Origin of the sequence: Azospirillum fermentarium (genome assembly GCF_025961205.1) — a bacterium.
Taxonomy (GTDB): domain Bacteria; phylum Pseudomonadota; class Alphaproteobacteria; order Azospirillales; family Azospirillaceae; genus Azospirillum; species Azospirillum fermentarium.
The window spans coordinates 1,152,952-1,176,540 of record NZ_JAOQNH010000001.1 but is presented as its reverse complement, the minus strand read 5'-3'; the positions used below and the strand labels follow the sequence as shown (position 1 = coordinate 1,176,540).

Below are 23,589 nucleotides of genomic sequence, written 5' to 3'. Positions count from 1 at the left end.
GGCTTTTCAGGCGCGCAAGCCCCGCACCAGCAGACCCCACACCGCCTCGAACGCCCGCCCGATGGACGGGTCGGACCAGTCGGCGGCGTGGGCGGGGTTGTGGAAACGGGCGGTGGCGTCCAGCACGGCGCGGGCCGCCGACGGCACATCGTCCACCCGGAACACCCCCTGCTCCACCCCGTCGCCGATGATGCGGGCGATCTGGTCCACCAGATGGGCGACGTGTTCGTCCACCACCTGCCGGGCGTCCATCACCAGGGTCATGTAGGTTGCGAACAGTTCCGGGTCGTCCAGCGCCCGCCCGTGCTTGGCCGCCATCAGCGTGGTCAGCCAGCGGTGCAGCCGCCCGTCCGCCGGGCCGGCATCGGCCGCCACCTCGGCCAGCGGCGCGCACAGCCGGTCCAGCCAGCGGCGGGTCACCGCATCGCGCAGCGCCGCCTTGCTGGCAAAATGGCGGTAGACGCTGCCGTGGCTGACGCCCAGCGCGCGGGCCACGTCCACCACCGTGGCCTTGGCCGGGCCGAAACGGCGGATCACCTCCTCCGCCGTGTCGAGAATCCGGTCCGCCGTCAGAACCTGTTCGCTCATCCTCAGCCCGTTCGTTTCGCTTCCGAATCCAGCATCGCCATCTGGGACGGAGCATAGCGCGCCCCCGCCACCGCGTCCGCCGGAACCGCATCGGTCATCCGCCGAAGATCGTCGGGCGTCAAGGACAGATCCACCGCCCCCAGCGCCTCGGCCAGCCGGTCGCGGCGCCGCGCGCCCACCAGCGGCACGATGTCGGCGCCCTGCGCCGCCACCCAGGCGATGGCAAGCTGGGCCACCGTCGCCCCCTTCTCCTGCGCCAGCGCCCGCAGCCGTTCCACCAGCGCCAGGTTGGCGTCCAGGTTGGCACCGCTGAAGCGCGGGCTGTGGCTGCGGAAATCGCTGCCCGCCCCCGTCCGCTCCCGGCTCCAATGCCCGCTCAGCAGGCCGCGCGACAGCACGCCGTACGCCGTGACGCCGATGCCCAGCTCCCGCAGGGTGGGCAGGATCGTGGCCTCGATCCCGCGAGAGAACAGGGAATATTCGATCTGCAGGTCGCTGATGGGGTGGACCGCGGCGGCCCGGCGGATGGTGTCCGCCCCCACCTCGGACAGGCCGATGTGGCGGACATAGCCGGCCTTCACCAGATCGGCGATGGCGCCCACCGTGTCCTCGATGGGCACGTTCGGGTCCAGCCGGGCCGGGCGGTAGATGTCGATGTGATCCACCCCCAGCCGCTTCAGGCTGTAGGCGACGAAAGACTTCACCGCCGCCGGGCGGGCGTCATAGCCCAGCCACGCCCCGTCCGGCCCGCGCTGGGCGCCGAACTTGACGCTGATGGTCAGCCGGTCCCGGTCCAGCCCGCGGATGGCGCGGCCGATCAGCATCTCGTTGTGGCCCATGCCGTAGAAATCGCCGGTGTCCAGCAGGGTCACCCCCGCCTCCACCGCCGCGTGAAGGGTGGCGATGCTCTCCGCCTCGTCCGCCGGACCATAGAGATCCGACATCCCCATGCACCCCAGCCCGAGGGCCGAGGTGACGGGAGCGGAAGCGAAGGAACCGGGGGTGCCCAGGGTCCGGGTGCCGAGCGTGCGCGTGTTCATGGGGTGCCTCGCTGCAAAGGACGATGGCACCTATATGAACCATGAAGTAACAAATTTCAATATCTGTCAGTCAGATTTCTTCAAACGTCACTTGGTCCCGAACATGCGGTCGCCGGCATCGCCCAGGCCGGGCACGATGTAGGCGTCCTCGTTCAGGTGCGAATCCAGGGCGGCGGTGAAGATCTTGACCCGCGGGTGGGCCTTGGCTAAGACCTGCACGCCTTCGGGGGCGGCCACCAGGGCCATGAAGCGGATGTTCTCGTCGTCCACCCCGTGCCGGTTCAGCACGTCGCAGGCGTAGACGGCGGAATTGCCCGTCGCCAGCATGGGATCGACCATGATGAACAGCCGGCCTTCGGCTTCCGGCAGCTTGACCAGATATTCCACCGGCTGCTTGGTGTCGTGGTCGCGGTACAGGCCGATGTGCCCCTCGCGCGCCGAGGGCACCAGCTCGTGCAGCCCCTGGGCCATGCCCAGCCCGGCGCGCAGCACCGGCACGATGGCCAGCTTCTTGCCGGCGATCACGGGTGCGTCCATGGGTTCCAGCGGGGTTTCGATCCGCTCGGTGGTCAGCGGCAGGTCGCGCGTCAGCTCGTACCCCATCAGCAGCGAGATTTCCCGCAGCAGCGTGCGGAAACCGCCGGTGGAGCGGGTCTTGTCCCGCATCAGCGTCAGTTTGTGCTGGATCAGCGGGTGATCGAGAATGAACAGAGAAGGGTGATCGGGATGGGCGCGCATCAGTCTCCCGCCGCTTGGTCAAGGGGTATGGATGAAGTGGACGGACCACTCTACCCTGCCCGGCACGCCGGGTGAAGCGGGCCGCGCATCGCCGCTCTTGACCACGGCCCGTTTCAACGCCGATTGTTGGCGGCCCCCTGTTTTCCCCGCCGGCACGCGCCCGGCCCGCCCCCCCCCGGATACGGAGAGACATGCCCATGCGTTTGGGATGGTTCGTTGCGGCCCTGATGCTGGTGTCCGGCCTGGGGACCGCCGGGGCCCGGGCCGGCGACGGGGTGCTGGAGCGGGTCCAGCGCAACGGCTTCCTGCGCTGCGGCGTGTCGCTCAGCGGCACCGGGCTGGCGGTGCTGGACGAACAGGGGCGGTGGCAGGGGTTCTACGTGGATCTGTGCCGTGCCGTGGCCGCCGCCGTCACCGGCAGCGCCGACAATCTGGAGATCCTGGAAACCGCGTCGGGCAACCGCTTCACCGCGGTCACCGACGGCACCGCCGACATGACGGTGGCCGGCGCCACCTGGACCCAGGAGCGCGAGGGGCGGCTGGGCGTATCCTTTCCCGTGGTGCAGATGTACGACGGACAAGGCTTCATGGCCCACCGCTCGCTGGGGGTGGCGCGGCTGGCCGACGTGCGCGGGGCCAGCGTGTGCGTCATCGCCGAGACCACCACCCAGCGCAATCTGGAACGCTGGGCCGCCGCCAACCCCGGCGCCCGGCTGACCATCCGCACGGTGCAGTCCACCGACGGGGCGCTGACGGCGTTCTTCAACCACCATTGCGACATGCTGACCAACGACCGCGTCAGCCTGTTCGCCCAGCGCCTGCTGAAAGCGCCGGTGCCCTCGGACTACATCATCCTGCCCGACGTGATTTCCAAGGAACCCATCTCGCCCGCCGTGGCGGCGGGGGACCAGCGGTGGGAACGCATCGTCCGCTGGGTGGTGCTGTCGCTGGTCGCCGCCGAGGAGCTGGGCATCACCGCGGCCAACGCCCCGGCGCTGAAGGGGCGCACCGACGTGCTGCCGGAAACCCGCCGCATGCTGGGCACCGATCCCGGGGTGGGGGCGGCGCTGGGGCTGGACGACGGCTGGGTGCTGCGGGTGCTGGCAGCCGTGGGCAATTACGGCGAGCTGTTCGAACGCCACCTGGGCCACGGCTCGCCGCTGGGGATCGACCGGGGGATGAACGACCTGTGGACGCGCGGCGGGCTGATGTTCGCTCCGCCGCTGGGCGGCTGATGGAAAGGGGAATGCGCATGACCGGACGGACCATCGTGGGGCGCATCGCGGCCCTGCTGGCGGTGACGGTGGTACTGGCCGCCCTGACGCCCGCCCCCGCCCGTGCCGACGGCACGCCCACCGGCACGGGAACCGCCGGCACCCTGGCGCGCGTGCGCGCCAACGGCATGCTGCGCTGCGGGGTGATTCCCAGCGGACAGGGGTTGTCCACCCTGGATGAACAGGGGCGGTGGATCGGTTTCTTCCCCGACCTGTGCCGTGCCCTGGCCGCCGCGGTGACGGGCAGCGGACGCAACGTGGATTTCGTCGAGCTCAACACCCGCAGCCGGCTGGCGGTGGTGGCGTCGGGCGGGGTGGATGTTCTGATGGCCTCCACCACCTGGACCCTGAGGCGGGAGGGGGAACCGGGGCTGGTCTTCCCCTATGTCGCCCTGTACGACGGGCTGGGGCTGATGGTGCACAAATCCGCCGGCATCGCCGCGCTGGACAAGGTGCAGGATTCCACCGTGTGCGTGGCCGACGGCACCACCACCGTGCGCAATCTGGAGGATTGGGCCCGGATCCGCGGCGTGCGGCTGATGGTGCGGCGCAGCCCCACGGTGGACGCGGCGGCGACCGCCTTCTTCAACCATCATTGCGACCTGCTGGCCGCCGACCGCACGGCGCTGTTCGCCCGCCGGGCGCTGCACGCGCCGGTGCCGTCCGACTACACCATCCTGCCCGGCATCCTGGCCAAGGAACCGTTGAGCGCGGCCATCGCCGCCGGCGATCCGGCGTGGGAACGGGTGGTGCGCTGGGTCTTCTTCGCCGCCCTGCTGGCGGAAGAGCACAACATCACCTCCGACGACGCCGCGTTCCCCAAGCCGGGAACCGATTACGAGACGGCACGGCTTCTGGGGATGATGCCCGGTTTCGGCGGCGCCATGGGGGCGGAATTGGGGCTGGACGACCAATGGCTGCGCCGCGCCATCGCCGAGGCCGGCAATTACCGCGAGATCTTCGAGCGGAATCTGGGCCGCAACTCCCTTTTGAAACTGGAGCGCGGGCTGAACGCCCTGTGGACCGACGGGGGGCTGCTGTTCGCCCCGCCGCTGGGCGGCTGAACCACGGGTCAACCGTTCTTTTTCACAAACGGCCCCCGCATCGGCGTTCCACCCACCGGCAAAATGCGCTAGAAAAATCCGGTTCCGTTCGCATCCGCTAAGGGATGCGGGCATCGTCGGACAACATGGGGGTGCTGGTGGCGCCCCACCCCGTGAAGGCCGAGACCTGTGAAGGATAGCAAGAAGGCCGCCGGATCGATGGCAGGAGACCCGATGTCCGACAACGATGACATCGCAAAGCTGCTGCGCGCGTTGAACGACGACATCCGGCCCGACGCGAAGGCACCCGCGGCGGACGGCTACGCCGACGACGCCGATGACGAGGGGGAGGACGAGCCCCCCCGGCAGATGCCCTATGGCAAGATCGCGCTGGCGCTGCTGACCGCGGCGGGCATCGGGCTGGCCGTGGTGGTGCTGGACGGTTCCCGCTCGGCGGCACCGCCGGCGCCGGCGCCGGGCGCCCTGATCCCGTCCCAGAACGCCGAGACATTGACCGCCCCGCCCGCCGCCGCGGGCGGCGGAACCGGCATGGCCGGACAGGGCATGGCCCCGTCCGGCCAAAGCCCCGCCTATCCCCAAAATCCCGTCTATGCCCAAGCGCCGGGCTATGCCCAGCCCCAGGGGCTGGTGTCCCGTTCCGGTGCGGCACCGGAGGGGCTGATCGCCCGTCCCGGCGGCGTTGCCGGCGCCTCCCCGTCCCTGCCGGCACAGCAGCTCCAGACCCAGACGGTTCCCATCCCCTCGGTCGCCCCGCCCTCCAGCGGGATGCCGGTGGCCCCGCCCATGGCGGTGGCCGTGGCCCCCCCGCCGGCCAGCCCGCCCAGCGAGGCGCCGCGCAACGCCGTCGCCGCCATCCCCCCCGCCGACACCGCGGCGCTGCAGGCCGCCCTGGCGCCCAAGGTTCCCCAGGGGCCCCAGCGCCCGCCCGTGCTGGTCAAGCCCACCCGTACCCAGCCGGAGGAGCCGGCCACCCCCGCCCGCAGCATCCCCGACGGGCGCTATTCGGTGCAGGTGGGCACGTTCCGCGATGCCGCCAACGCCGACAGCCTGCTGCACAGGCTGAACAGCCACGGCTTCCGCGCCTACACCGTCGATTGGACCGACCAGAACGCCCAGTCGTGGCGCGCCGTGCGCGTGGGTGGCACCGACAGCCAGAACGAGGCCAAGCATCTGGCGTCGGAACTGAAGAGCAAGCTGGGCATCAACGGCTACATCGTCTCGGCCAAATAAAGGGTGCCGGCCCGCACTGTCGCCGCACACGCATTACAAACCGACATTGGTAAGACCAGAGCGGAGCGGATCTTTCGCCGCAGAGGGGCATTCCGCCCCTTTTGCGTCGGCGCCGTCCTTGATTAGAAATTATCCTTGCCGCTACCATGGGGCCGCCGGACGGAGAGCCGGCGCACAAACGATAAAAAAGACAGCCCCATAGGAGGACGCCCCGCCATGAAGCCGACGATTCTGGTGGCGGACGACGAACCGAGCATCGTCCTGTCGCTGCAGGTTCTGCTGCAAAAGGCGGGATACGCCGTGCGTATCGCCCGCAACGGGGAAGAGGCGCTGGCGTCCGTGGCCGACGCCGCCCCCGACCTGATCCTGCTGGACGCCATGATGCCCAAGCGCGACGGCTTCGACGTGTGCCAGACGCTGCGCGCCGATCCGGCGCTGAAATCCCTGCCCATCATCATGCTGACGGCCAAGAGCCGCGACGTGGAACGGCAGAAGGGGATGGCGCTGGGGGCGACCGACTATATCACCAAGCCGTTCTCCACCCGCGATCTGGTGGCGCTGGTCCGCCGGCACCTGCCGCAAGACGGGGTGGCGTCATGAGCCTGCCGATGGCCGAGGGCACGGCCCACCCCGCCCCCGCGGCAAAGCCGTCCAAGCCGCCGCGCGCCCTGGTGCCGCTGGCCTTCCGGCTGGCGGGGGCCAGCCTGATGGCGGTGGCCGCCGGGGCCGGGTTCGTCCTGCGCGACGCGGTGGCCGATCCGCTGACCGCCTACGCCGTGCTGATGACCGGGGCCGCCGCAGCCGCGGTCGGCGGGCTGTGGTGGGTGGTGGAGCGCCAGATCCTGCGCGCCGGCTCCGCCCTGGCGGCGGAGGCGCGCGTGATCGGCCACGGCACCGCCGGGGCGCGCATCCCGCTGGAACGCTACGGTGATCTGGCCGACATGGCCCGCGCCATCAACGATCTGTCCGACAAGCTGGTGGCGGCCCGCCGCGACATCGACCGCGCCGTGGGCGAATCCACCGCTCAGGCCGAGGAGCAGAAGCAGCGGCTGGCCGCCATCCTGCACGACCTGCACGACGGGGTTCTGGTGTGCAACACCCGCCACCAGATCCTGCTGTACAATCAAAAGGCCGTGGACGTCCTGCGCCTGACCGGGCAGTTGGGACTGGGCCGCAACCTCTTGCACTTCGTCCTGGCCGAACCGGTGGAGCACACGCTGGAGCGGCTGACCCTGCGCGTGCGCGAGGGGCGGCACCGCACCCACGCCCACGGCAACACCGCCCAGTTCGTGGCCGGCACCACCGACGGGCGCATCCTGCTGAACGGGCGCATGAGCGTGCTGCTGCAGGACAGCGGCGTGGACGGCGAGCCGCCGGCCATCACCGGCTATGTGGTCACCCTGTCCGACGCGACGGGCGAGTTGAAGGCGCTGGGCCAGCGCGACGCCCTGCTGCGCGAGGCGACGGAGGGGTTCTGCGGCCCCATCGCCAACCTGCGCGCGGCCCTGGAAACCCTGATCGACAACCCCGACCTGGGCGCGGACGATCTGGCGGCGTTCCAGCAGGCCATGGCCGAGTCCTCCACCACCCTGTCCGACCGGCTGGAAACGGTCACCGCCGCGTACCGCTCGGTCATGGCCGGGTCGTGGCCCATGAGCGACATCCATTCCTCCAACCTCATCAACCTTGTCTGCCACCGGGCAACCGGCGGCGGGGCCGCGGGGGAAAAGGACAGGCCGGAGCCGCCCTTCACCGTCACCCCCACCGGCCTGCCGCAGTGGGTGCATGTGGACAGCTACAGCCTGGTGATCCTGCTGGACCACCTGCTGCGCCGCATCCACGCGCGCACCGGGGCCACCGCCTTCGACCTGTCGGCGGAAGCGGAGGGGCAGTGGGTCTATGCCGACATCACCTGGGCCGGCACGCCGCTGCCCAGCGGGGTGGTGGATTCCTGGCTGGACGATCCCCTGACCGACGCGCTGGGGGGGCTGACCGTCGGCGACGTGCTTCAGCACCACCGCAGCACCCTGTGGTGCGACGCCGCCCATCACAGCGGCGAGAACGGCGCCCCCGGCATGGCCCGCCTGCGGGTGCCGCTGCCGCCGGCGCAATCGCCGCCCTCGGCCCACATCACCGCGGTTCCGGCCAGCACCCGGCCCGAGTTCTTCGACTTCAACCTGCTGCACCAGCCGCTGGTGACCAGCGAATTGGGCCAGACGCCGCTGGAACGGCTGCATTACGTGGTGTTCGACACCGAAACGACGGGGCTGTCCCCGTCGGGCGGCGACGAGATCATCCAGATCGCCGCCGTGCGCATCGTCAACGGCCGCATCTTGACGGGGGAGACGTTCAACGCCCTGGTCAATCCGGGCCGCCCGATCCCGCCGGAATCGGTGCCGTTCCACGGCATCACCGACGCCATGGTGGCGGGGCAGCCGGCCATCGGCACGGTGCTGCCGCAGTTCCGCGCCTTCGTCTCCGGGGCGGTGCTGGTGGCGCACAACGCCGCCTTCGACCTCAAGTTCCTGAAGATGAAGGAAGCCAAGACCGGGGTGCGTTTCGACACCCCGGTGCTGGACACCATGCTGCTGTCGCGGATGCTCCAGGGGGCGGACGGCGACCACACGCTGGACGGCATCGCCCAGCGGCTGGGGATCGAGGTGGTGGACCGCCACACGGCCCTTGGTGACAGTCTGGTCACCGCCGCCATCTTCCTGCGCATGATCGACATGCTGCGGGAACGCGAGGTGCGCACGCTGGACGACGCCATCCGCAAGGCGAACATCCTGGTGGAACTGGCGGCGCGCGAGCGGGTGTTCTGATGCCGGGTCCGGGGCGGAAGGGCGGGCGGCGGCGGGAGCGGATCATCGCCCTGCTGCTGTTCGCCGCCGTCGCCTTCAACCCGCCGCTGCTGCGGGTGTTCGGGGCGGAGGCGGCGGTGTTCGGCTGGCCGCTCCTGTACGTGTATGTCCTGGGGGTGTGGGCGGCGGTGATCGCGGTGTTCGCCTGGCTGGTGGAACGGCCATGACAGGCCACGCCCCCCCATATCCCCCTCTCCCCCCCGGGGAGGGGGGGAGGGGGAGATCGGCGGGGAGCGCGCGCCCATGATGCCCTGGACCACGGTGGTGGCGGTGTCGGCGGCCTATCTGGCGGTGCTGTTCGCGGTGGCCCATTGGGCCGACCGGCGGGCGGAGGCCGGGCGCAGCGTCATCGCCTCCCCGTACGTCTACGCGCTGTCGCTGGGGGTGTTCTGCACCACCTGGACCTTTTACGGGTCGGTGGGGCGGGCGGCGGCGCTGGGCATCGGGTTCCTGCCCATCTACCTCGGCCCGACCCTGCTGATGCTGGCCGGGCCGTTCCTGCTGCGCAAGATCCTGCGGGTGGCCAAGGCCCAGCGCGTGACCTCCATCGCCGATTTCCTGGCGTCCCGCTATGGCCGCAGCCAGGGGCTGGGCGGTCTGGTGGCGCTGATCGCCGTGGTGGGAGTCACCCCCTACATCGCGTTGCAGTTGAAGGCGGTGGCCGTCAGCTTCGACGTGCTGACCGGCACCGACCCCACGGGCCGCGGCGGCGGGCTGGTGCTGCCGGTGGTGCTGGACAACGCCTTTTACGTGGCGATGGGGATGGCGGCCTTCGCCATCATCTTCGGCACCCGCCACATCGACGCCGCCGAGCACCACCAGGGCATGGTGGCGGCGGTGGCGTTCGAATCGCTGGTGAAGCTGCTGGCCTTTCTGGCGGTGGGGGGGTTCGTGGTGTGGGGCATGAACGGCGGCGGGGCGGACCTGTTCGCCCGCGCCGCCGCCCACCCGGAGATTTCCCGGCTGCTGACCGACGGCCCGGCCATGGGGGACGGGGTGTGGGTGACCACCACGCTGCTGGCCCTGGCCGCGGTGCTGTGCCTGCCCCGCCAGTTCCAGGTGATGGTGATCGAGAACACCGACGAGCGCCACCTGACCCGCGCCCTGTGGCTGTTCCCCCTCTATATGCTGCTCATCAACCTGTTCGTGCTGCCGGTGGCGGTGGCGGGGCTGCTGCATCACCGGGGTGCGGTGGACCCCGACGTGTTCGTGGTGTCGCTGCCGCTGGCCGGGGATGCGCCGTGGCTGGCGCTGCTGGCCTTCATCGGCGGGCTGTCGGCGGCCACCGGCATGATCATCGTCGAGGCCATCGCGCTGTCCACCATGGTGTGCAACGATCTGGTGATGCCGCTGCTGCTGCATTTCCGCCGGCAGGAGATGGAGCGCACGCCCGACCTGTCGCCCATGCTGCTGCGGGTGCGGCGGGCGGCCATCGTGATGATCCTGCTGCTGGGCTACGCCTATTACCGCTTCACAGGCCAGGCGTACGCGCTGGTGGCCATCGGCCTGATCTCCTTCGCCGCGGTGGCGCAGTTCGCCCCGGCGCTGGTGGGGGCGGTGATGTGGGCCGGGGCCACGCGGCGCGGCGCGCTGGCCGGTCTCAGCGGTGGCATCGCCGTCTGGGCCTATACCCTGCTGCTGCCGTCGTTCGCGCGGTCGGGCTGGCTGCCGGCCTCGTTCATCGAGGCGGGGCCGTGGGGGGTGGCGGTGCTGAAGCCCTATGCCCTGTTCGGCCTGACCGGGCTGGACCCGCTGAGCCATGCCCTGTTCTGGAGCATGCTGGTCAACATCGGCCTGTACGTGGCGGTGTCGCTGCTGGACGATCCCGACCTGGGCGAACGCGCCCAGGCCACCGCCTTCACCCAGGCGTTCACGGAAACGGTTCCCCCCGGCGGCGGCGGGGATGGCGGGGAGCGCCCGTGGCGCGGACGGGTGGAGGTGGAGGGCTTGCAACGGATCGTCGCACGCTTCCTCGGCCCCCAGCGCGCGGAGGCGGCCTTCGCCGCCTATTTCGCCGAGCGGGGAAAGGCGGTGCCGGCGCCCGGCCGCCCGGCCCCCGCCGGGCTGGTGCGGCATGCCGAGCGGCTGCTGTCGGGGGCCATCGGCTCGGCCTCGGCCCGCGTGGCGCTGGCATCGGCGGCCACGGGGGCCGAGGTCAGCCGGGCCGAGCTGATGCGCATGCTGGACGAGACCAGCCACGTCATCGAATACAGCCGCCAGTTGGAAGACAAGACCGCCGAACTTGAACGCGCCTCCGCCGCCTTGCGCGCCGCCAACGAGCGCCTTCAGGAGCTGGACCGGCTGAAGGACGAGTTCCTGTCCACCGTCACCCACGAGCTGCGCACGCCGCTGACCTCCATCCGGGCGCTCAGCGAAATCCTCTTCGACGATCCCGGCGCCGAGGTGGAGCAGCGGCAGCAGTTCCTGTCCATCATCATCCGCGAGAGCGAGCGGCTGACCCGCCTGATCAATCAGGTGCTGGACATGGCCAAGATCGAGGCGGGGGAAATGGACTGGACCATCGCCCCGCTCGACCCTGCCCGGATGGTGGACGAGGCCGCCACCGCCACCGCCCAGCTTTTCCAGGACAAGGGCATCGCGCTCGCCGTCACCCTGGCCCCTGCCCTGCCCCCGGTGCTGGGCGATCATGACCGGCTGGTCCAGGTGGTGGTCAACCTGCTGTCCAACGCCGCCAAGTTCACGCCCGAGAACGGCCACGTGACCGTCACCGCCGAAGCCGGGGACGGGGAGGTTCTGGTCCGCGTCGCCGACGACGGCCCCGGCATCGCCCCCGAACACCACGCCGCCGTGTTCGACCGCTTCCGGCAGGTGGGCGACACCATGACCGACAAGCCCCAGGGCACGGGGCTCGGCCTTGCCATCTGCAAGCGCATCGTGGAGCACCTGCACGGGCGGCTGTGGGTGGACAGCGCGCCGGGACGGGGGGCCACCTTTTCCTTCACCATGCCCTTTGCGTCCTCTTGCCCCATCCCCCCGGCGGGGGTTACCGATGCGGCAGCGGCCCGCCAGCGTCCTTAACGAATCCTTATCCCTAGTCTGGCAGGGTCACGGACGGTGCCGGATGGGTTGGCGGCAGAGGAGGAACGGCGGTGACCCTGATCAAATGGAGCGAGGAGGGCGGGCGCGTGCGCCTGGGCCTGCCCAGCGACCTGGATCTGCCCATGGCTCAACCGCTGGTGGACAGCCTGCGCCACGGCTTCCAGACCGGCGAAAGCGTGACGCTGGCGGCGGACGCGGTGGAACGGGTGTCCACGGCGTGCGTGCAGGCCATGCTGGTTGCCGCCGCCCACGCCACCGAAACCGGCCGCGGCTTCGTCATCGCCACCCCGTCGGAGGCGTTGCGCGACACCTGTGACGATCTGGGCCTCGGCCCGTGGCTGAAGCAATGGAGCCAGTCGTGAAGAAGAAGGTTCTGTCCGTCGATGATTCCCGCACCATGCGCGACATGGTGTCCTTCACCCTGAAGGGTGCGGGGTACGAGGTGGTGGAGGCCGGCGACGGCCAGCAGGCGCTGTCGGTCCTGGCCGCCAACAAGGTGGACCTCATCATCACCGACCTGAACATGCCGGTGATGGACGGGCTGACCCTGATCCGCCGGGTGCGCTCGTCCCCCGCCCACCGCACGCTGCCGATCCTGATGCTGACCACGGAATCGGACGAACGGAAGAAGACCGAGGGGCGCACCGCCGGTGCCACCGGCTGGATCGTCAAGCCGTTCAACCCGGAAAAGCTGATTTCGGTGGTCAAGAAGGTGTGCGGCTGAGGCCGTAACGAACGGGCCGGCGGCAGCGTCCGCCCCAATCCCGTCAGGAGGGCACGTCGGTGGAAGATCTCAGCCGCTTCAAACAGACCTATTTCGACGAAAGCGCCGAGCTGCTGGCGGTGGCGGAAACCGGGCTGCTGAACCTGACGCCGGGGGCGGTGGACCTGGACGAGGTCAACGCCATCTTCCGCGCCGTCCATTCCATCAAGGGCGGCGGCGGCGCCTTCGGCTTCACCGATCTGGTGGCCTTCGCCCATGAATTCGAAACCGTCATGGACGGCGTGCGCAACGAGACGATCCCCGTCAGCAACGCGCTCGTCGATACGCTGATCCGCGCCAACGACGTGCTGGGCCAGTTGCTGGCCTATGCCCGCGAGGGCGGCGAGACGCCCGACGGCGTGACCGGCGGCGTGGTGGACAAGCTGCGCCATTTCCTGGCCGGCGGCAGCGGCGATGCGCACGCCGGCAACGCGGCCCCCGCCGCCCCGGCGGCCGCCCCCGCCGCGGACGTTCCCGCCTATCCCGACGACGAGGACGACGAGGCCGGCATCTTCGGCGATGCCATGGCCGCCCTCGACGCCGCCCGGGCCGAGGCCGGCGAGTCGGACGGGCTGACCCGCTGGACCATCGTCTTCAAGCCCAAATCCGACCTCCTGCTCTCGGGCAACGAGCCGACGTTCATGCTGCGCGCCCTGCGCCGGCTGGGCGAGGCCACCATCACCTGCCACACCGACGCCCTGCCCGCCCTTCAGGCCATGGAGGGCGAACAGCTTTACCTGTGGTGGACGGTGGAGCTGGTGGCATCCGGCGACGTGGAGATCGAGGACATCAACGACGTCTTCGAATTCGTCGCCGACGAATGCGACATCCGCATCACCGCCAACGCCCCGCCCCCCATCCCCGTCCCCGAACCGGCCCCCCGGGCGGAACCGGCGGCCCCCGCCATCCCCGATCCGGTCCCGGTGGCCGCCGCCCCGGCCTCCGCCTCGGCGGCCCCGGCAGCGGCCGCCGCACCCAAGGCCGACGCCCCGCGGCGCCCGGCGGGCGGCGAACACGCCGGGCTGACCAGCCACACCATCCGCGTGGACCTGGACAAGATCGACCGGCTGGTCAACATGGTCGGCGAGATGGTCATCACCCAGGCCATGATCGCCGAACACGTGCGCGAACTGCCCCAGGGCGAGTTCCAGGAACTGCTGGAGGGGCTGGAGCAACTGGCCCAGCACACCCGCGAGCTGCGGGAAAGCGTGATGTCCATCCGCGCCCAGCCGGTGTCCAGCGTCTTCTCCCGCATGCCGCGTCTGGTGCGCGAGCTGGGGGGGGAAACGGGCAAGGAGGTGATGCTCGTCACCTCGGGCGAGACGACGGAGGTGGACAAGACGGTGGTGGAAAACCTCGTCGATCCGCTGACCCACATGATCCGCAACTCCATCGACCACGGGCTGGAGGGGCCGGACGAGCGCGAACGGGTGGGCAAGCCGCGGGCCGGCACCGTGCACCTGTCGGCGCAGCACCGCTCGGGCCGCATCGTGATCGAGGTGGCCGACGACGGCCGCGGCATCAACCGCCCCCGCGTGCTGGCCAAGGCCATCGAAAAGGGGCTGGTGGCGCCGGGCAGCAACCTGACCGACGAAGAGATCGACAACCTGATCTTCCTGCCGGGCTTCTCCACCGCCGACAAGGTGTCCAACATCTCGGGCCGCGGGGTGGGGATGGACGTGGTGCGGCGGAACATCTCCTCCCTTGGCGGGCGCATCGGCGTCTATTCCACGCCGGGCGAAGGGTCGCGCTTCGTGCTGTCGCTGCCGCTGACGCTGGCGGTGCTGGACGGCATGGTGATTTCGGTGGGCGAGGAGCGCTTCGTGCTGCCGCTCACCAACATCGTGGAAAGCCTGCGGCCCAAGCCCGAGGATCTGCACGGGCTGGTCGGCCAGTGCGACGTGATGATGGCGCGCGGCGAATACGTGCGGCTGGTCTATCTGCACAAGCTGTTCGGCATCCCGCATGCCCAGGGCGATGCCACCCGCGGGCTGGTGGTGCTGGTGGAGACCGAGGACGGATCGCGGCTGGGGCTGGTGGTGGACGAGGTTCTGGGCCAGCAGCAGGTGGTCATCAAGAGCCTGGAGGCCAATTTCCGCCGCCTGGACGGGGTGGCCGCCGCCACCATCCTGGGCGACGGGCGCGTGGCGCTGATCCTGGACGTGGCCGGCCTGCGCGAGATGAGCCGGCACGCCGACCACGCCGGCACCCGTGCCGCCACCATGGCCGCCCAACTGGCCGCACCGCCCGCGGCCTTGCCGGCCCCGTCGGCCTGAACCCCTTTGACTTGACCCTCGCCAACGGCTGGAGGCCACTTGGAGATGAGCAACTCGACCGCCCTTGCCACCGTCGGAGCCGTCCGCACCGACGTGGCCATGGTCACGTCGGCGGAAGAACAGTACGTCACCTTCACGGTGGGAACCGAGGAGTACGGCGTCAACATTCTGTCGGTGCGTGAAATCCGCGGGTGGACGCCGGAAAGCCGCCTGCCCAACCTGCCCCCCTATGTCCGCGGGGTGATCAACCTGCGCGGCATCATCATCCCCATCTTCGACCTGCGCGCCCGCTTCGGCGGCGGTGCGACCGACGTGACCAAGCGTCACGTGGTGGTGGTGATCCAGGTGGGCGAACGCACCCGCGGCATCCTGGTGGACGCCATTTCCGACATCCTGACCATCCGCCGGGACGACATCAAGCCGCCCCCCGACGTGGAGGCGGGCATGATCGACGCCGAATACCTGTCGGGCCTCTACACCGCCGACAGCCGTATGGTGACCCTGCTCAGCGTCGAGCGGCTTTTCGCCACGGAAACCGGCGACGTCGATCCCGCTAAGATCCCGGTCTAGGGCGGGGCCGCACGCCTACCAACGGTCAGTTCAGGCAACCGGCGCCGCCCGATAAGGCACGCAGAGCAGAATAAGCGACGGTTCACGCGCCGGGGAAACGGCGCGCGACAGGGGGGAAGTGGGCATGATGGCGAATCTGACGATCACGCGGCGCCTGTGGCTGGCGTTCGGGCTGTTGCTGGTGCTGCTGGCCGCCCAGGCGGCGCTGGGGCTGCTCAACGTCGGCCGCAGCGGGGCCAACGTCCGCACGCTGATGCTGTCATCGGACGAGGCGTCGCTGGCCGGCGACCTGCAAAGCCGCATGGCCAGCCTGCGGATCGAGGCGCGCAACTACCTCTATTCCGGCGACCCCCGCTATGTGGAGGGGGTGCAGCAGCAGCGCCGCGCCATCGAGCAGAAGCTGACGGACTCCGCCGCCCTGATCCGTGCCACGCCCCATGAAACCCTGTTCAGCGCCTTCGCCGCGGCCAACGACGCCTATCAGCGGGACTTCGACCGCGCCCGCCAGCTCCGCAACGATGCCGACACCCACCGGCGCGAACAGCTCGCCCCGGCGGGCGAGCGGATCAACGGCCTGTTCGACGCGCTGGTCGATGCCGCCGTCGCCACCCGCGACCCCGACGTGATCCACCAGAGCGAGCAGGCGGTGAAATCCTGGGTTCTGGCCCGCCTGTACGTCAGCCGCTACATCGGTCTGGCCGAAATCGACCTGGAACCGGCCATCGACCGCAACATCGCCGCCATGGAAACCTTCCTGCGCCAGACCGCCGCCCTGCCGGCGGGGGCCGGCCTGCAGGACCGGATCACGGCGGTCACCGCGGCCATCCCCACCTACCGCGACGGGTTCCGCTTCGCCGCCGGCCAGATGAAGGAGATCAACCGTTACCGCGACGAGGTGATGGTGGCCGTCGGCGCCAAGGCCGCCGAGGCCGCCCGCGCCATCGTCGCCGCCGCCGACACCGACCAGGACGCGCTGGGCACGGCGGCGGCGGACGATGCCCGCTTCTCGGTCATCCTGACCGCGGTGATCGCCCTGGTGTCGCTGGTGGCCGGGCTGTGGGCGGCGGCGGCCATCGCCCGGTCCATCGTGCGGCCCCTGGATGCCGTCAAGCAATCGATGGAGGCGCTGACCGACGGCCACCTGACCGTCACCGTGCCCCACACCGGCGACCGCGACGAGGTGGGGGCCATGGCCCGCGCCGTCGCCGCCTTCAAGGACGAATCGGTGGAGGCGCTGCGCTCGCGCATCGCGCTGGACGCGGTGTCGGCCAACATCATGATGGCCGACACCGACGGCACCGTCCGCTACGCCAACCGCGCCATCACCGCCATGTTCACCGAGGCGCAGGCCGACATCCGCAAGGAGATCCGAAGCTTCGATGCCCAGGCGCTGACGGGCATGAACTTCGACGCCTTCCACAAGGACGCCGCCCGCATCCACCGCATGGTGGACAGCCTGTCCGGCAGCCACGCGGCGCGGATCGTCATCGGCGGGCGCACGCTGGCCATCACCCTGAGCCCGGTGATCGGGCGCCACGGCGACCGGCTGGGCACGGTGGTGGAATGGAAGGATCTGACCGCCGAACTGGCCATCGAGCGCGAAATCAGCGACATGGTGGGGGCCGCGGTGCAGGGCGACTTCTCCCGCCGGATCAATCTGGCCGGCAAGGCCGGCTTCGCCCGCACCGTCAGCGACGGCATCAACCAGTTGGCCCAGAACGTGTCGGAGGTGGCCGAGGAACTGGCCTCCCTGCTGGAATCCCTGTCCCAGGGCGACCTGTCGCGCCGCATCGACAAGCGGTACGAGGGCGTGTTCAACCGGCTGAAGGAGGACTTCAACGCCACCGTGGACAAGCTGTCGGTGATCGTGCGGCGGATCAACCAGGCGTCCGACGCCATCGGGCAGGCCAGCCGCGAGGTGGCCGACGGCAGCCTGGATCTGTCGGAACGCACCGAGCAGCAGGCATCCTCGCTGGAGGAGACCGCGGCCAGCATGGAGCAGATGGCCGCCACCGTGCGCTCCAACGCCGACAACGCCCAGCAGGTCAACGTCTTCGCCGCCGACGCCCGCAAGGCCGCCCGGCGCGGGGGCGACGTGGCCGCATCCGCCGTGGAGGCCATGCGCCGCATCGAACGCTCGTCGCAGAAGATCAGCGACATCATCGGCGTCATCGACGAAATCGCGTTCCAGACCAACCTGCTGGCGCTCAACGCCGCGGTGGAGGCGGCGCGGGCCGGCGATGCCGGACGCGGCTTCGCCGTGGTGGCGCAGGAGGTGCGCAACCTCGCCCAGCGCTCGGCCCAGGCATCCAAGGAGATCAAGGCACTGATCCTCGATTCGGGCGCCCAGGTGCGCGACGGCGTGGATCTGGTGACCAGCGCCGGCGACACCCTGACCGGCATCGTGGACGGCATCACGCGGGTGGCCGATCTGGTGGCGGAAATCGCCCGCGCCACCACCGAACAGGCCGGCGGCCTGGACGAGATCAACAACGCCGTGGCGCAAATGGACGAGATGACCCAGAAGAACGCGGCCCTGGTGGAGGAAAGCACCGCCGCCGCCCGGTCGCTGGAGGAGCAGGCCCACAATCTGCGCGAACAGATGACCTTCTTCGCGCTCGACGCCGCCGCCGCCCAGGGCCGCGGGAGCAGCGACCTGTCCCGCCACGTCCAGTTGATCGAAAACACCAAGATCGACCATGTGACGTTCCTGGAAAACGTCACCAACGCCATCGCCGGCCATGGGGACGCCACGGCGGCGGGGCTGTCGGACCATCACCATTGCCGGCTGGGCAAGTGGTACGACACGGTGACCGACGCCACCGTGCGCTCCAGCCCCCATTTCACCGCACTTCTGGACCCCCACGCCAGCTTCCACGATCTGGGCCGCCGGGCGCTGACCGCCCACGAGGCGGGCGAGGCGGACGAGGCCAAGCGGCTGCTGGGCGAGCTGGAGGCGCTGTCGCGCACCGTGCTGACCCATCTGGACGAGCTGGCGGCGGACGTGCGGGCGCGCATGCGCCGTCAGGCGGCCTGAGCCCATGCAGCGCACCATCAACCGGACCGGATCAGCGGGGGACGGCAAAGCGGGGGACGCCGTTCCCCCCGCCACCTCGGGGCAGCGGGAATTCCCGTTCGAGCGGCGTCATTTCGACTTCATCGCCGGCATGATCTACCAGCTTGCCGGCATCCATCTGGCCGCCCACAAGGTGGAGATGGTCTATTCCCGGCTGGCCCGCCGGCTGCGCGACCTGAACCTCAAGGATTTCGACGCCTATTGCGCGCTGCTGGAAAGCGACGCGGCGGCGCGCGAGGTGAACTTCCTGGTCAACGCGCTGACCACCAACCTCACCAGCTTCTTCCGCGAAAGCCACCATTTCGAGCACCTGGCCCAGGTGGTGCTGCCCGGCGTGCGCCAGCGGCAGACGGGGCAATCCCGCCCGCGCCTGCGCATCTGGTCGGCGGGCTGCTCGTCGGGGCAGGAGCCGTACACCATCGCCATGGTGGTCGCCAGCACGCTGGGCGCCGACATCCGCCGGTGGGACGCCCGCATCCTGGCCACCGACATCGACACCAACATGGTGGAAACGGCCAGACGCGGAGTCTATGCCGCCGACCACGCCACCGGCATCCCCGGCCCCTTGCGCGACCGCTACGCCCACCGCCAGCGGGGGCCGGGCGGCGACCCGGCCATCGTGATGGACGACGAGCTGAAGCGCCTCATCACCTTCAAGCCGCTGAACCTGCTGGAACCGTGGCCGATGAAGGGACCGTTCGACGCGATTTTTTGCCGCAACGTGCTGATTTACTTTGACCGCGCCGGGCGGACGCATGTCATAGAAAACTTCGCCCGGTTGCTCAGCCAGGACGGGTACCTTTTTCTCGGTCATTCGGAAAGCCTGTACGGAGTGTCCAACAGCTTCCAGCAGGCCGGCCCCACCATTTACCGGAGGCTGTAGGCCATGACGGGCATCGGAAGCCGGCGATTGGGCGACAGGGCGGCGGGAACCGGGCCGAAGGCCGGCGGGCGCAAGGCCGGCGGCTATTTCAATCCCCAGTTCCAGGCCCACACGCTGAAGGTCTTTCTGGGCCACCATCAGGTCAGCGACCGTCCCGACGTGATGATGGTCACCACGCTGGGGTCGTGCGTGGCGGCGTGCATCTGGGATCCGGCGGCGGCGGTGGGGGGGATGAACCACTTTCTGCTGCCCGAGGTGCCGGATTCGGAAACCGGCGGGGCCGATGCCGCCGCCCGCTACGGCAGCGTGGCGATGGAATGGCTGATCAACGACATCCTGTCGCGCGGCGGCAAGCGCAACCGGCTGGAAGCCAAGGTGTTCGGCGGTGCCCGCGTGATCGACAGCAGTTTCGACGTGGGCCGCAGGAACGGCGCCTTCGTCCTGGATTACCTGCAGCGCGAAGGGCTGTCGGTGACCGGCCAGGACCTGGGGGGAACCTCGGCCCGGCGGGTCCATTTCTTCCCCCATACCGGACGCGCCATGCGCAAGCTGCTGCGCGCCGAAGCGCTGAACGAAACCGTGACGCAGGAAATGCAGTTCCGCTCCACCCTGCGCCAGCGCCCCATCGAGGGCGATGTGGAACTGTTCGGAGACTGAGCCATGCCGCGCCCCATCCGCGTCGTCATCGTCGATGACAGCTCCCTGATGCGGGAGATGCTGAAGGATATCCTGGGCAACGAGGCCGGGATGGAGGTGGTGGGCGTCGCCCGCGATCCCTTCGAAGCCCGCGAGGTCATCAAGGCCACCAACCCCGACGTCATCACGCTGGACGTGGAGATGCCGCGGATGGACGGGCTGGCCTTCCTGGACAAGATCATGACCCTGCGCCCCACCCCCGTCGTGATGGTGTCCTCCCTGACGCAGGAAGGATCGGACGCCACCATCCGCGCGCTGGAACTGGGGGCGGTGGATTGCGTCGCCAAGCCCGACGGGTCCGACGGCCACCGGTTCGAGACCATGGCGGCGGAACTGGCCGGCAAGATCCGCATCGCCGCCACCGCGCGGCTGGGCATGCGCCGGGTCAACCCCGGCGCGCCGAAGCCGCTGGCCACCCCGCGCAAGGCCGGGGCCGGCAACCGCTTCATCGCCATCGGCGCCTCGACCGGCGGTGTGGAGCGCATCCGCGACGTGCTGGCCATGATGCCCGCCGATTGCCCCCCCATTGTCATCACCCAGCACATGGGGCCAAGCTATGTTCCCAGCTTCGCCACCCGGCTGGACAAGCAGACCCCGCCCCGCGTGATGGTCGCCGCCAACGGCGCCCGGCTGGTGCAGGGCACGGTCTACATCGCCCCCGGCGACCGGCACCTGGCGGTGGTGAAGGACGGGACGGGCTTCGCCTGCCAGATTCAGGACGGCCCGCAGGTCAGCGGCCATCGCCCGTCGGTGGACGTGCTGTTCCAGTCGGTGGCCAGGGTGGCGGGCAACCATGCCGTCGGCGTGATCCTGAGCGGCATGGGCCGCGACGGGGCCCAGGGCATGAAGGCCATGCGCGATGCCGGCGCCTTCACGATCGGGGAGACGGAGGCAAGCTGTGTGGTGTATGGAATGCCCCGTGCCGCCAAGGAGTTGGGCGGCGTTGCCATAGAATTGCCGCTGGGGCAGATCCCGGCGGAGATGCTGCGGGCCTTCGACGCCATCGGTGAACGGCCGAAGGCGTGAGGGAGGGGGATGCGGGGTCCGGCCAGCCGGGCGCCCGTGTTCAGCCGGGTACTGTTGTCTCTGAGGAGTTGGTGACATGGCTTTCGACTGGCGCACCCACAAGGATTCGGCGCTGCCGCGGTCCGGCGATGGCGCGGGCACGGCGGACCGGGGCGATGCCAGCACCGGTACGGCCGGCGGCGACGCCGACCCCGCCCGCGTGGCCATGGATTACAGCCTGCTGGCCACCTGGATGGGCTTCGCCGACGTGCAGCGCCGCACGCTGGAAGCCATCCAGGGCGAGCTGAGCCGCACGTCGGACCATGTGGAGGACGCCACCCTCGACCTGTCCGCCCGCTTCCGCGAGCTGGCGGAATCGGCGCTGGACCAGTCGCGCCGGGTGGAAGAGATCGTCGCCATGGCCGGCTCGGTCGCCATCGACGGCGAGCGGGTGCCGCTGGACGAGCTGGTCACCCACATGCAGGACATGATCGCCGAGATGATCGCGAACATCGTCCAGCTTTCCATGCGCGCCATGAGCATGGTCTATCTGCTCGACGACGTGCAGAAGGATGTGGGGGAGCTGGAGAAATCCATCGGCGACATCGACGCCATCAACCGCCAGACCAATTTCCTGGCGCTCAACGCCACCATCGAGGCCAGCCGCGCGGGCGATGCCGGCCGGACCTTCGCCGTGGTGGCACAGGAGGTGCGGCACCTGTCCCGCACCACCGCCGAACTGGCCGACCGCATGCGCACCAAGGTGACGGCGGTGGTCAAGGGCGTGCGCCACGGCCACGACATCCTGCGCGACATCGCCAACACCGACATGTCCCCCCAGATGCTGGCCAAGGAACGGGTGGACAAGACCATGGAAAGCCTGGTGCAGCAGACCGCGCACTTCCAGGCGGTGCTGGAAACCGCGGCCACGTCGTCGTCGGACATGTCGCAGACCATCGGCCACATGGTCACGCGCATGCAGTTCCAGGATCTGACCAAGCAGCGGCTGGAGGCGGTGAACGACAGCCTGTCGATCATCGCCGCCGGGCTGGAGGATCTGGAAAGCCGCACCCGCGACGGAATGCCCGCCCACCATCTGGAAGCCCCGGTGCCGCAGGAATGGCTCGACAACCTGCTGGGACGCTTCAAACTTTCCGAGATGCGGCAGCGCTTCGTCCGTAAACTCCTGCTTGAGGGCAGCGCGCTGGACGCGCACGGCGTGCTTGACGTGGGCGTGCCGACGGATGAAAGTCCATCGGACGATATCGAGTTGTTCTAAAACGGAAATGAACCCCGCCATCCCGTCCGGGTGCCGCGGCGGGGAGCCGGCGGCGGCGACAGCATGGGGCAGCGGGGGTTAAGGGACCATGGATTACGCTATCGAAGCGAAGGATCAGGAATCGATCATCCGGCTGACCGGACGCCTGACTTTCAACGATCACGGCAAGCTTCGCACGCTGATCACCGAAATGCAGGGCAGCAAGGGCAAGCGGCATATCCTTGACCTGGGCAAGCTGGAATTCGTCGATTCCGCCGGAATCGGCATGCTGCTGATCGCGCACGAGGAAATGAACAACGCCGACAAGAAGCTGGTGCTTCGCGGTGCGGCCGGGCAGGTGAAACGGGTGCTGAGCGTCGCCCAGCTCAGCAAGATCGTCACCGTCGAGGATTGATCCGGTGGCGACGGCGGCCCCCCAACCCTTCGACGCTCTCCACGGCGCGGGCCTCCCCGCCGACTGGGTGAGCGTCCTGGCGGACGGCTGCCGGATTCGGGCCGCCGCCCCACCCGCCCCCGCCGCCGGCATCATCGGCGGGCGGGTGCTGGTGCTGCTGGGAAGCGAGGAGGACGCCGCCGACGCCGCCTTGTGGGCACCGCCCTATGCCGCATGGGTGGAGGCGACATCCCCCGCCACCCCCGGCCATCACCCCGAAGCGGGCGCATCGCCCGCCGCCATCCTGCCGGCGGTCACCGCGGCGGTGAACCGCGCGGGACAGGCGCACCTGTTCGCCTCCCTCAGCACCGCCACGGCCAACGCCGTGCATCTGGCCGGGCGGGTGATGGCGGCGGTGTCCGCCCGCTGCCCCACCCTGACCGACACCCAGCGCGACGATGTGGAGCTTGCCCTGCACGAGGCGATCTCCAACGCCGTCGTCCACGGCAACCTGCAGGTGGCGGGGATGAAGGGGCTGAACGTGGACGCGCTGGACCGTTTCTCCCACGATCTGGCCGAACGCATGGCCGACCCCGCCTTTGCCGGGCGGCGGGTGGAGGTGAGCTGCTGGCTGGCACCCGACACCCTGACCGTGGACGTGACGGACGAAGGCAGCGGGTTCGACCCCGCCCCCAGGAACGATGCCGGCCCCGACGCCAGCGGGCGCGGGCTGGACCTGATCACCCTGCTGGCCCAATCGGTGGAACTGCTGGACCATGGCCGGCGCATCCGTATGAGGTTCACTCTGTGACC

The 23,589-nt window shown here is 69.8% G+C and carries 21 protein-coding genes; 18 read left to right on the top strand and 3 right to left on the bottom strand.

The features are described from left to right. Positions 1 to 6: 6 nt before the first annotated feature. From M2352_RS05515 to upp, 3 genes are all read right to left on the bottom strand, one after another. Complete coding sequence (locus tag M2352_RS05515; RefSeq protein WP_264663499.1) at positions 7 to 588, bottom strand: TetR family transcriptional regulator; 582 nt, start codon at positions 586 to 588, stop codon at positions 7 to 9. 2 nt (positions 589 to 590) lie between these two features. After that, on the bottom strand, positions 591 to 1,628 hold the full coding sequence (locus M2352_RS05510; RefSeq protein ID WP_264663498.1) for an aldo/keto reductase: 1,038 nt from the start codon (positions 1,626 to 1,628) through the stop codon (positions 591 to 593). Between the two features lie 87 nt (positions 1,629 to 1,715). Then, positions 1,716 to 2,366, bottom strand: coding sequence for a uracil phosphoribosyltransferase (gene upp / locus M2352_RS05505; protein ID WP_264663497.1), 651 nt, complete (start codon positions 2,364 to 2,366; stop codon positions 1,716 to 1,718). 191 nt (positions 2,367 to 2,557) lie between these two features. Here upp and M2352_RS05500 point away from each other — a divergent pair, with 191 nt between their 5' ends. The 18 genes from M2352_RS05500 to M2352_RS05415 all read left to right on the top strand — a co-directional run bounded on the left by M2352_RS05500 (position 2,558) and on the right by M2352_RS05415 (position 23,587). Beyond that, positions 2,558 to 3,601 carry an amino acid ABC transporter substrate-binding protein gene (locus tag M2352_RS05500; RefSeq protein ID WP_264663496.1) on the top strand — a complete coding sequence of 348 codons (1,044 nt, stop codon included), beginning with the start codon at positions 2,558 to 2,560 and terminating at the stop codon, positions 3,599 to 3,601. Between the two features lie 17 nt (positions 3,602 to 3,618). Continuing rightward, positions 3,619 to 4,704, top strand: a complete 1,086-nt coding sequence (locus M2352_RS05495; protein WP_264663495.1) for a transporter substrate-binding domain-containing protein — start codon at positions 3,619 to 3,621, stop codon at positions 4,702 to 4,704. Positions 4,705 to 4,917: 213 nt separating this feature from the next. Then, positions 4,918 to 5,934, top strand: a complete 1,017-nt coding sequence (locus M2352_RS05490) for an SPOR domain-containing protein (protein ID WP_264663494.1) — start codon at positions 4,918 to 4,920, stop codon at positions 5,932 to 5,934. A gap of 216 nt (positions 5,935 to 6,150) precedes the next feature. Then, complete coding sequence (locus M2352_RS05485) at positions 6,151 to 6,534, top strand: response regulator transcription factor (RefSeq protein WP_264663493.1); 384 nt, start codon at positions 6,151 to 6,153, stop codon at positions 6,532 to 6,534. Further along, positions 6,531 to 8,756 carry a 3'-5' exonuclease gene (locus tag M2352_RS05480; protein WP_264663492.1) on the top strand — a complete coding sequence of 742 codons (2,226 nt, stop codon included), beginning with the start codon at positions 6,531 to 6,533 and terminating at the stop codon, positions 8,754 to 8,756. The genes M2352_RS05485 and M2352_RS05480 overlap by 4 nt, the downstream gene beginning before the upstream one ends. Continuing rightward, the gene (locus tag M2352_RS05475) at positions 8,756 to 8,962 is read left to right on the top strand and encodes a hypothetical protein (protein WP_264663491.1); all 207 of its coding nucleotides are present in this window, start codon (positions 8,756 to 8,758) and stop codon (positions 8,960 to 8,962) included. The genes M2352_RS05480 and M2352_RS05475 overlap by 1 nt, the downstream gene beginning before the upstream one ends. 76 nt (positions 8,963 to 9,038) lie before the next feature. Further along, positions 9,039 to 11,834: a sensor histidine kinase gene (locus M2352_RS05470; RefSeq protein WP_264663490.1), complete on the top strand. Its 2,796-nt coding sequence runs from the start codon at positions 9,039 to 9,041 to the stop codon at positions 11,832 to 11,834. A gap of 71 nt (positions 11,835 to 11,905) precedes the next feature. After that, positions 11,906 to 12,217 carry an STAS domain-containing protein gene (locus tag M2352_RS05465; protein WP_264663489.1) on the top strand — a complete coding sequence of 104 codons (312 nt, stop codon included), beginning with the start codon at positions 11,906 to 11,908 and terminating at the stop codon, positions 12,215 to 12,217. Further along, positions 12,202 to 12,579: a response regulator gene (locus M2352_RS05460; RefSeq protein WP_319802020.1), complete on the top strand. Its 378-nt coding sequence runs from the start codon at positions 12,202 to 12,204 to the stop codon at positions 12,577 to 12,579. Before M2352_RS05465 ends, M2352_RS05460 begins: the two co-directional genes overlap by 16 nt. Positions 12,580 to 12,638: 59 nt before the next feature. Continuing rightward, entirely contained in the window at positions 12,639 to 14,894 is a 2,256-nt protein-coding gene (locus tag M2352_RS05455; protein WP_264663487.1) for a chemotaxis protein CheA, read from the top strand. A 45-nt stretch (positions 14,895 to 14,939) separates the two neighbouring features. After that, positions 14,940 to 15,464, top strand: coding sequence for a chemotaxis protein CheW (locus tag M2352_RS05450; RefSeq protein WP_264663486.1), 525 nt, complete (start codon positions 14,940 to 14,942; stop codon positions 15,462 to 15,464). 124 nt (positions 15,465 to 15,588) lie between these two features. Further along, positions 15,589 to 18,501, top strand: coding sequence for a methyl-accepting chemotaxis protein (locus M2352_RS05445; protein WP_264663485.1), 2,913 nt, complete (start codon positions 15,589 to 15,591; stop codon positions 18,499 to 18,501). 4 nt (positions 18,502 to 18,505) lie between these two features. Further along, on the top strand, positions 18,506 to 19,423 hold the full coding sequence (locus tag M2352_RS05440; RefSeq protein WP_264663484.1) for a CheR family methyltransferase: 918 nt from the start codon (positions 18,506 to 18,508) through the stop codon (positions 19,421 to 19,423). 3 nt (positions 19,424 to 19,426) lie between these two features. Next, a complete protein-coding gene (locus M2352_RS05435) occupies positions 19,427 to 20,080 on the top strand; it encodes a chemotaxis protein (RefSeq protein ID WP_264663483.1) in 654 nt (217 codons plus the stop codon). A 3-nt stretch (positions 20,081 to 20,083) separates the two neighbouring features. After that, positions 20,084 to 21,145: a protein-glutamate methylesterase/protein-glutamine glutaminase gene (locus tag M2352_RS05430; protein WP_264663482.1), complete on the top strand. Its 1,062-nt coding sequence runs from the start codon at positions 20,084 to 20,086 to the stop codon at positions 21,143 to 21,145. A gap of 76 nt (positions 21,146 to 21,221) precedes the next feature. Next, positions 21,222 to 22,403, top strand: coding sequence for a methyl-accepting chemotaxis protein (locus M2352_RS05425; protein WP_264663481.1), 1,182 nt, complete (start codon positions 21,222 to 21,224; stop codon positions 22,401 to 22,403). 88 nt (positions 22,404 to 22,491) lie between these two features. Next, positions 22,492 to 22,797 carry an STAS domain-containing protein gene (locus M2352_RS05420; RefSeq protein WP_264663480.1) on the top strand — a complete coding sequence of 102 codons (306 nt, stop codon included), beginning with the start codon at positions 22,492 to 22,494 and terminating at the stop codon, positions 22,795 to 22,797. Between the two features lie 4 nt (positions 22,798 to 22,801). Then, entirely contained in the window at positions 22,802 to 23,587 is a 786-nt protein-coding gene (locus tag M2352_RS05415; protein WP_264663479.1) for an ATP-binding protein, read from the top strand. Positions 23,588 to 23,589: the final 2 nt, after the last annotated feature.

Coding starts and splice junctions, on each gene's coding strand:
- M2352_RS05440 (WP_264663484.1), top strand. CDS start 18,506: ATGCAGCGCACCATCAACCGGACCGGATCAGCGGGGGACGGCAAAGCG.
- M2352_RS05490 (WP_264663494.1), top strand. CDS start 4,918: ATGTCCGACAACGATGACATCGCAAAGCTGCTGCGCGCGTTGAACGAC.
- M2352_RS05430 (WP_264663482.1), top strand. CDS start 20,084: ATGCCGCGCCCCATCCGCGTCGTCATCGTCGATGACAGCTCCCTGATG.
- M2352_RS05445 (WP_264663485.1), top strand. CDS start 15,589: ATGATGGCGAATCTGACGATCACGCGGCGCCTGTGGCTGGCGTTCGGG.
- M2352_RS05470 (WP_264663490.1), top strand. CDS start 9,039: ATGATGCCCTGGACCACGGTGGTGGCGGTGTCGGCGGCCTATCTGGCG.
- upp (WP_264663497.1), bottom strand. CDS start 2,366: ATGCGCGCCCATCCCGATCACCCTTCTCTGTTCATTCTCGATCACCCG.
- M2352_RS05510 (WP_264663498.1), bottom strand. CDS start 1,628: ATGAACACGCGCACGCTCGGCACCCGGACCCTGGGCACCCCCGGTTCC.
- M2352_RS05515 (WP_264663499.1), bottom strand. CDS start 588: ATGAGCGAACAGGTTCTGACGGCGGACCGGATTCTCGACACGGCGGAG.
- M2352_RS05435 (WP_264663483.1), top strand. CDS start 19,427: ATGACGGGCATCGGAAGCCGGCGATTGGGCGACAGGGCGGCGGGAACC.
- M2352_RS05485 (WP_264663493.1), top strand. CDS start 6,151: ATGAAGCCGACGATTCTGGTGGCGGACGACGAACCGAGCATCGTCCTG.
- M2352_RS05500 (WP_264663496.1), top strand. CDS start 2,558: ATGCCCATGCGTTTGGGATGGTTCGTTGCGGCCCTGATGCTGGTGTCC.
- M2352_RS05460 (WP_319802020.1), top strand. CDS start 12,202: ATGGAGCCAGTCGTGAAGAAGAAGGTTCTGTCCGTCGATGATTCCCGC.
- M2352_RS05475 (WP_264663491.1), top strand. CDS start 8,756: ATGCCGGGTCCGGGGCGGAAGGGCGGGCGGCGGCGGGAGCGGATCATC.
- M2352_RS05495 (WP_264663495.1), top strand. CDS start 3,619: ATGACCGGACGGACCATCGTGGGGCGCATCGCGGCCCTGCTGGCGGTG.
- M2352_RS05425 (WP_264663481.1), top strand. CDS start 21,222: ATGGCTTTCGACTGGCGCACCCACAAGGATTCGGCGCTGCCGCGGTCC.
- M2352_RS05420 (WP_264663480.1), top strand. CDS start 22,492: ATGGATTACGCTATCGAAGCGAAGGATCAGGAATCGATCATCCGGCTG.
- M2352_RS05480 (WP_264663492.1), top strand. CDS start 6,531: ATGAGCCTGCCGATGGCCGAGGGCACGGCCCACCCCGCCCCCGCGGCA.
- M2352_RS05450 (WP_264663486.1), top strand. CDS start 14,940: ATGAGCAACTCGACCGCCCTTGCCACCGTCGGAGCCGTCCGCACCGAC.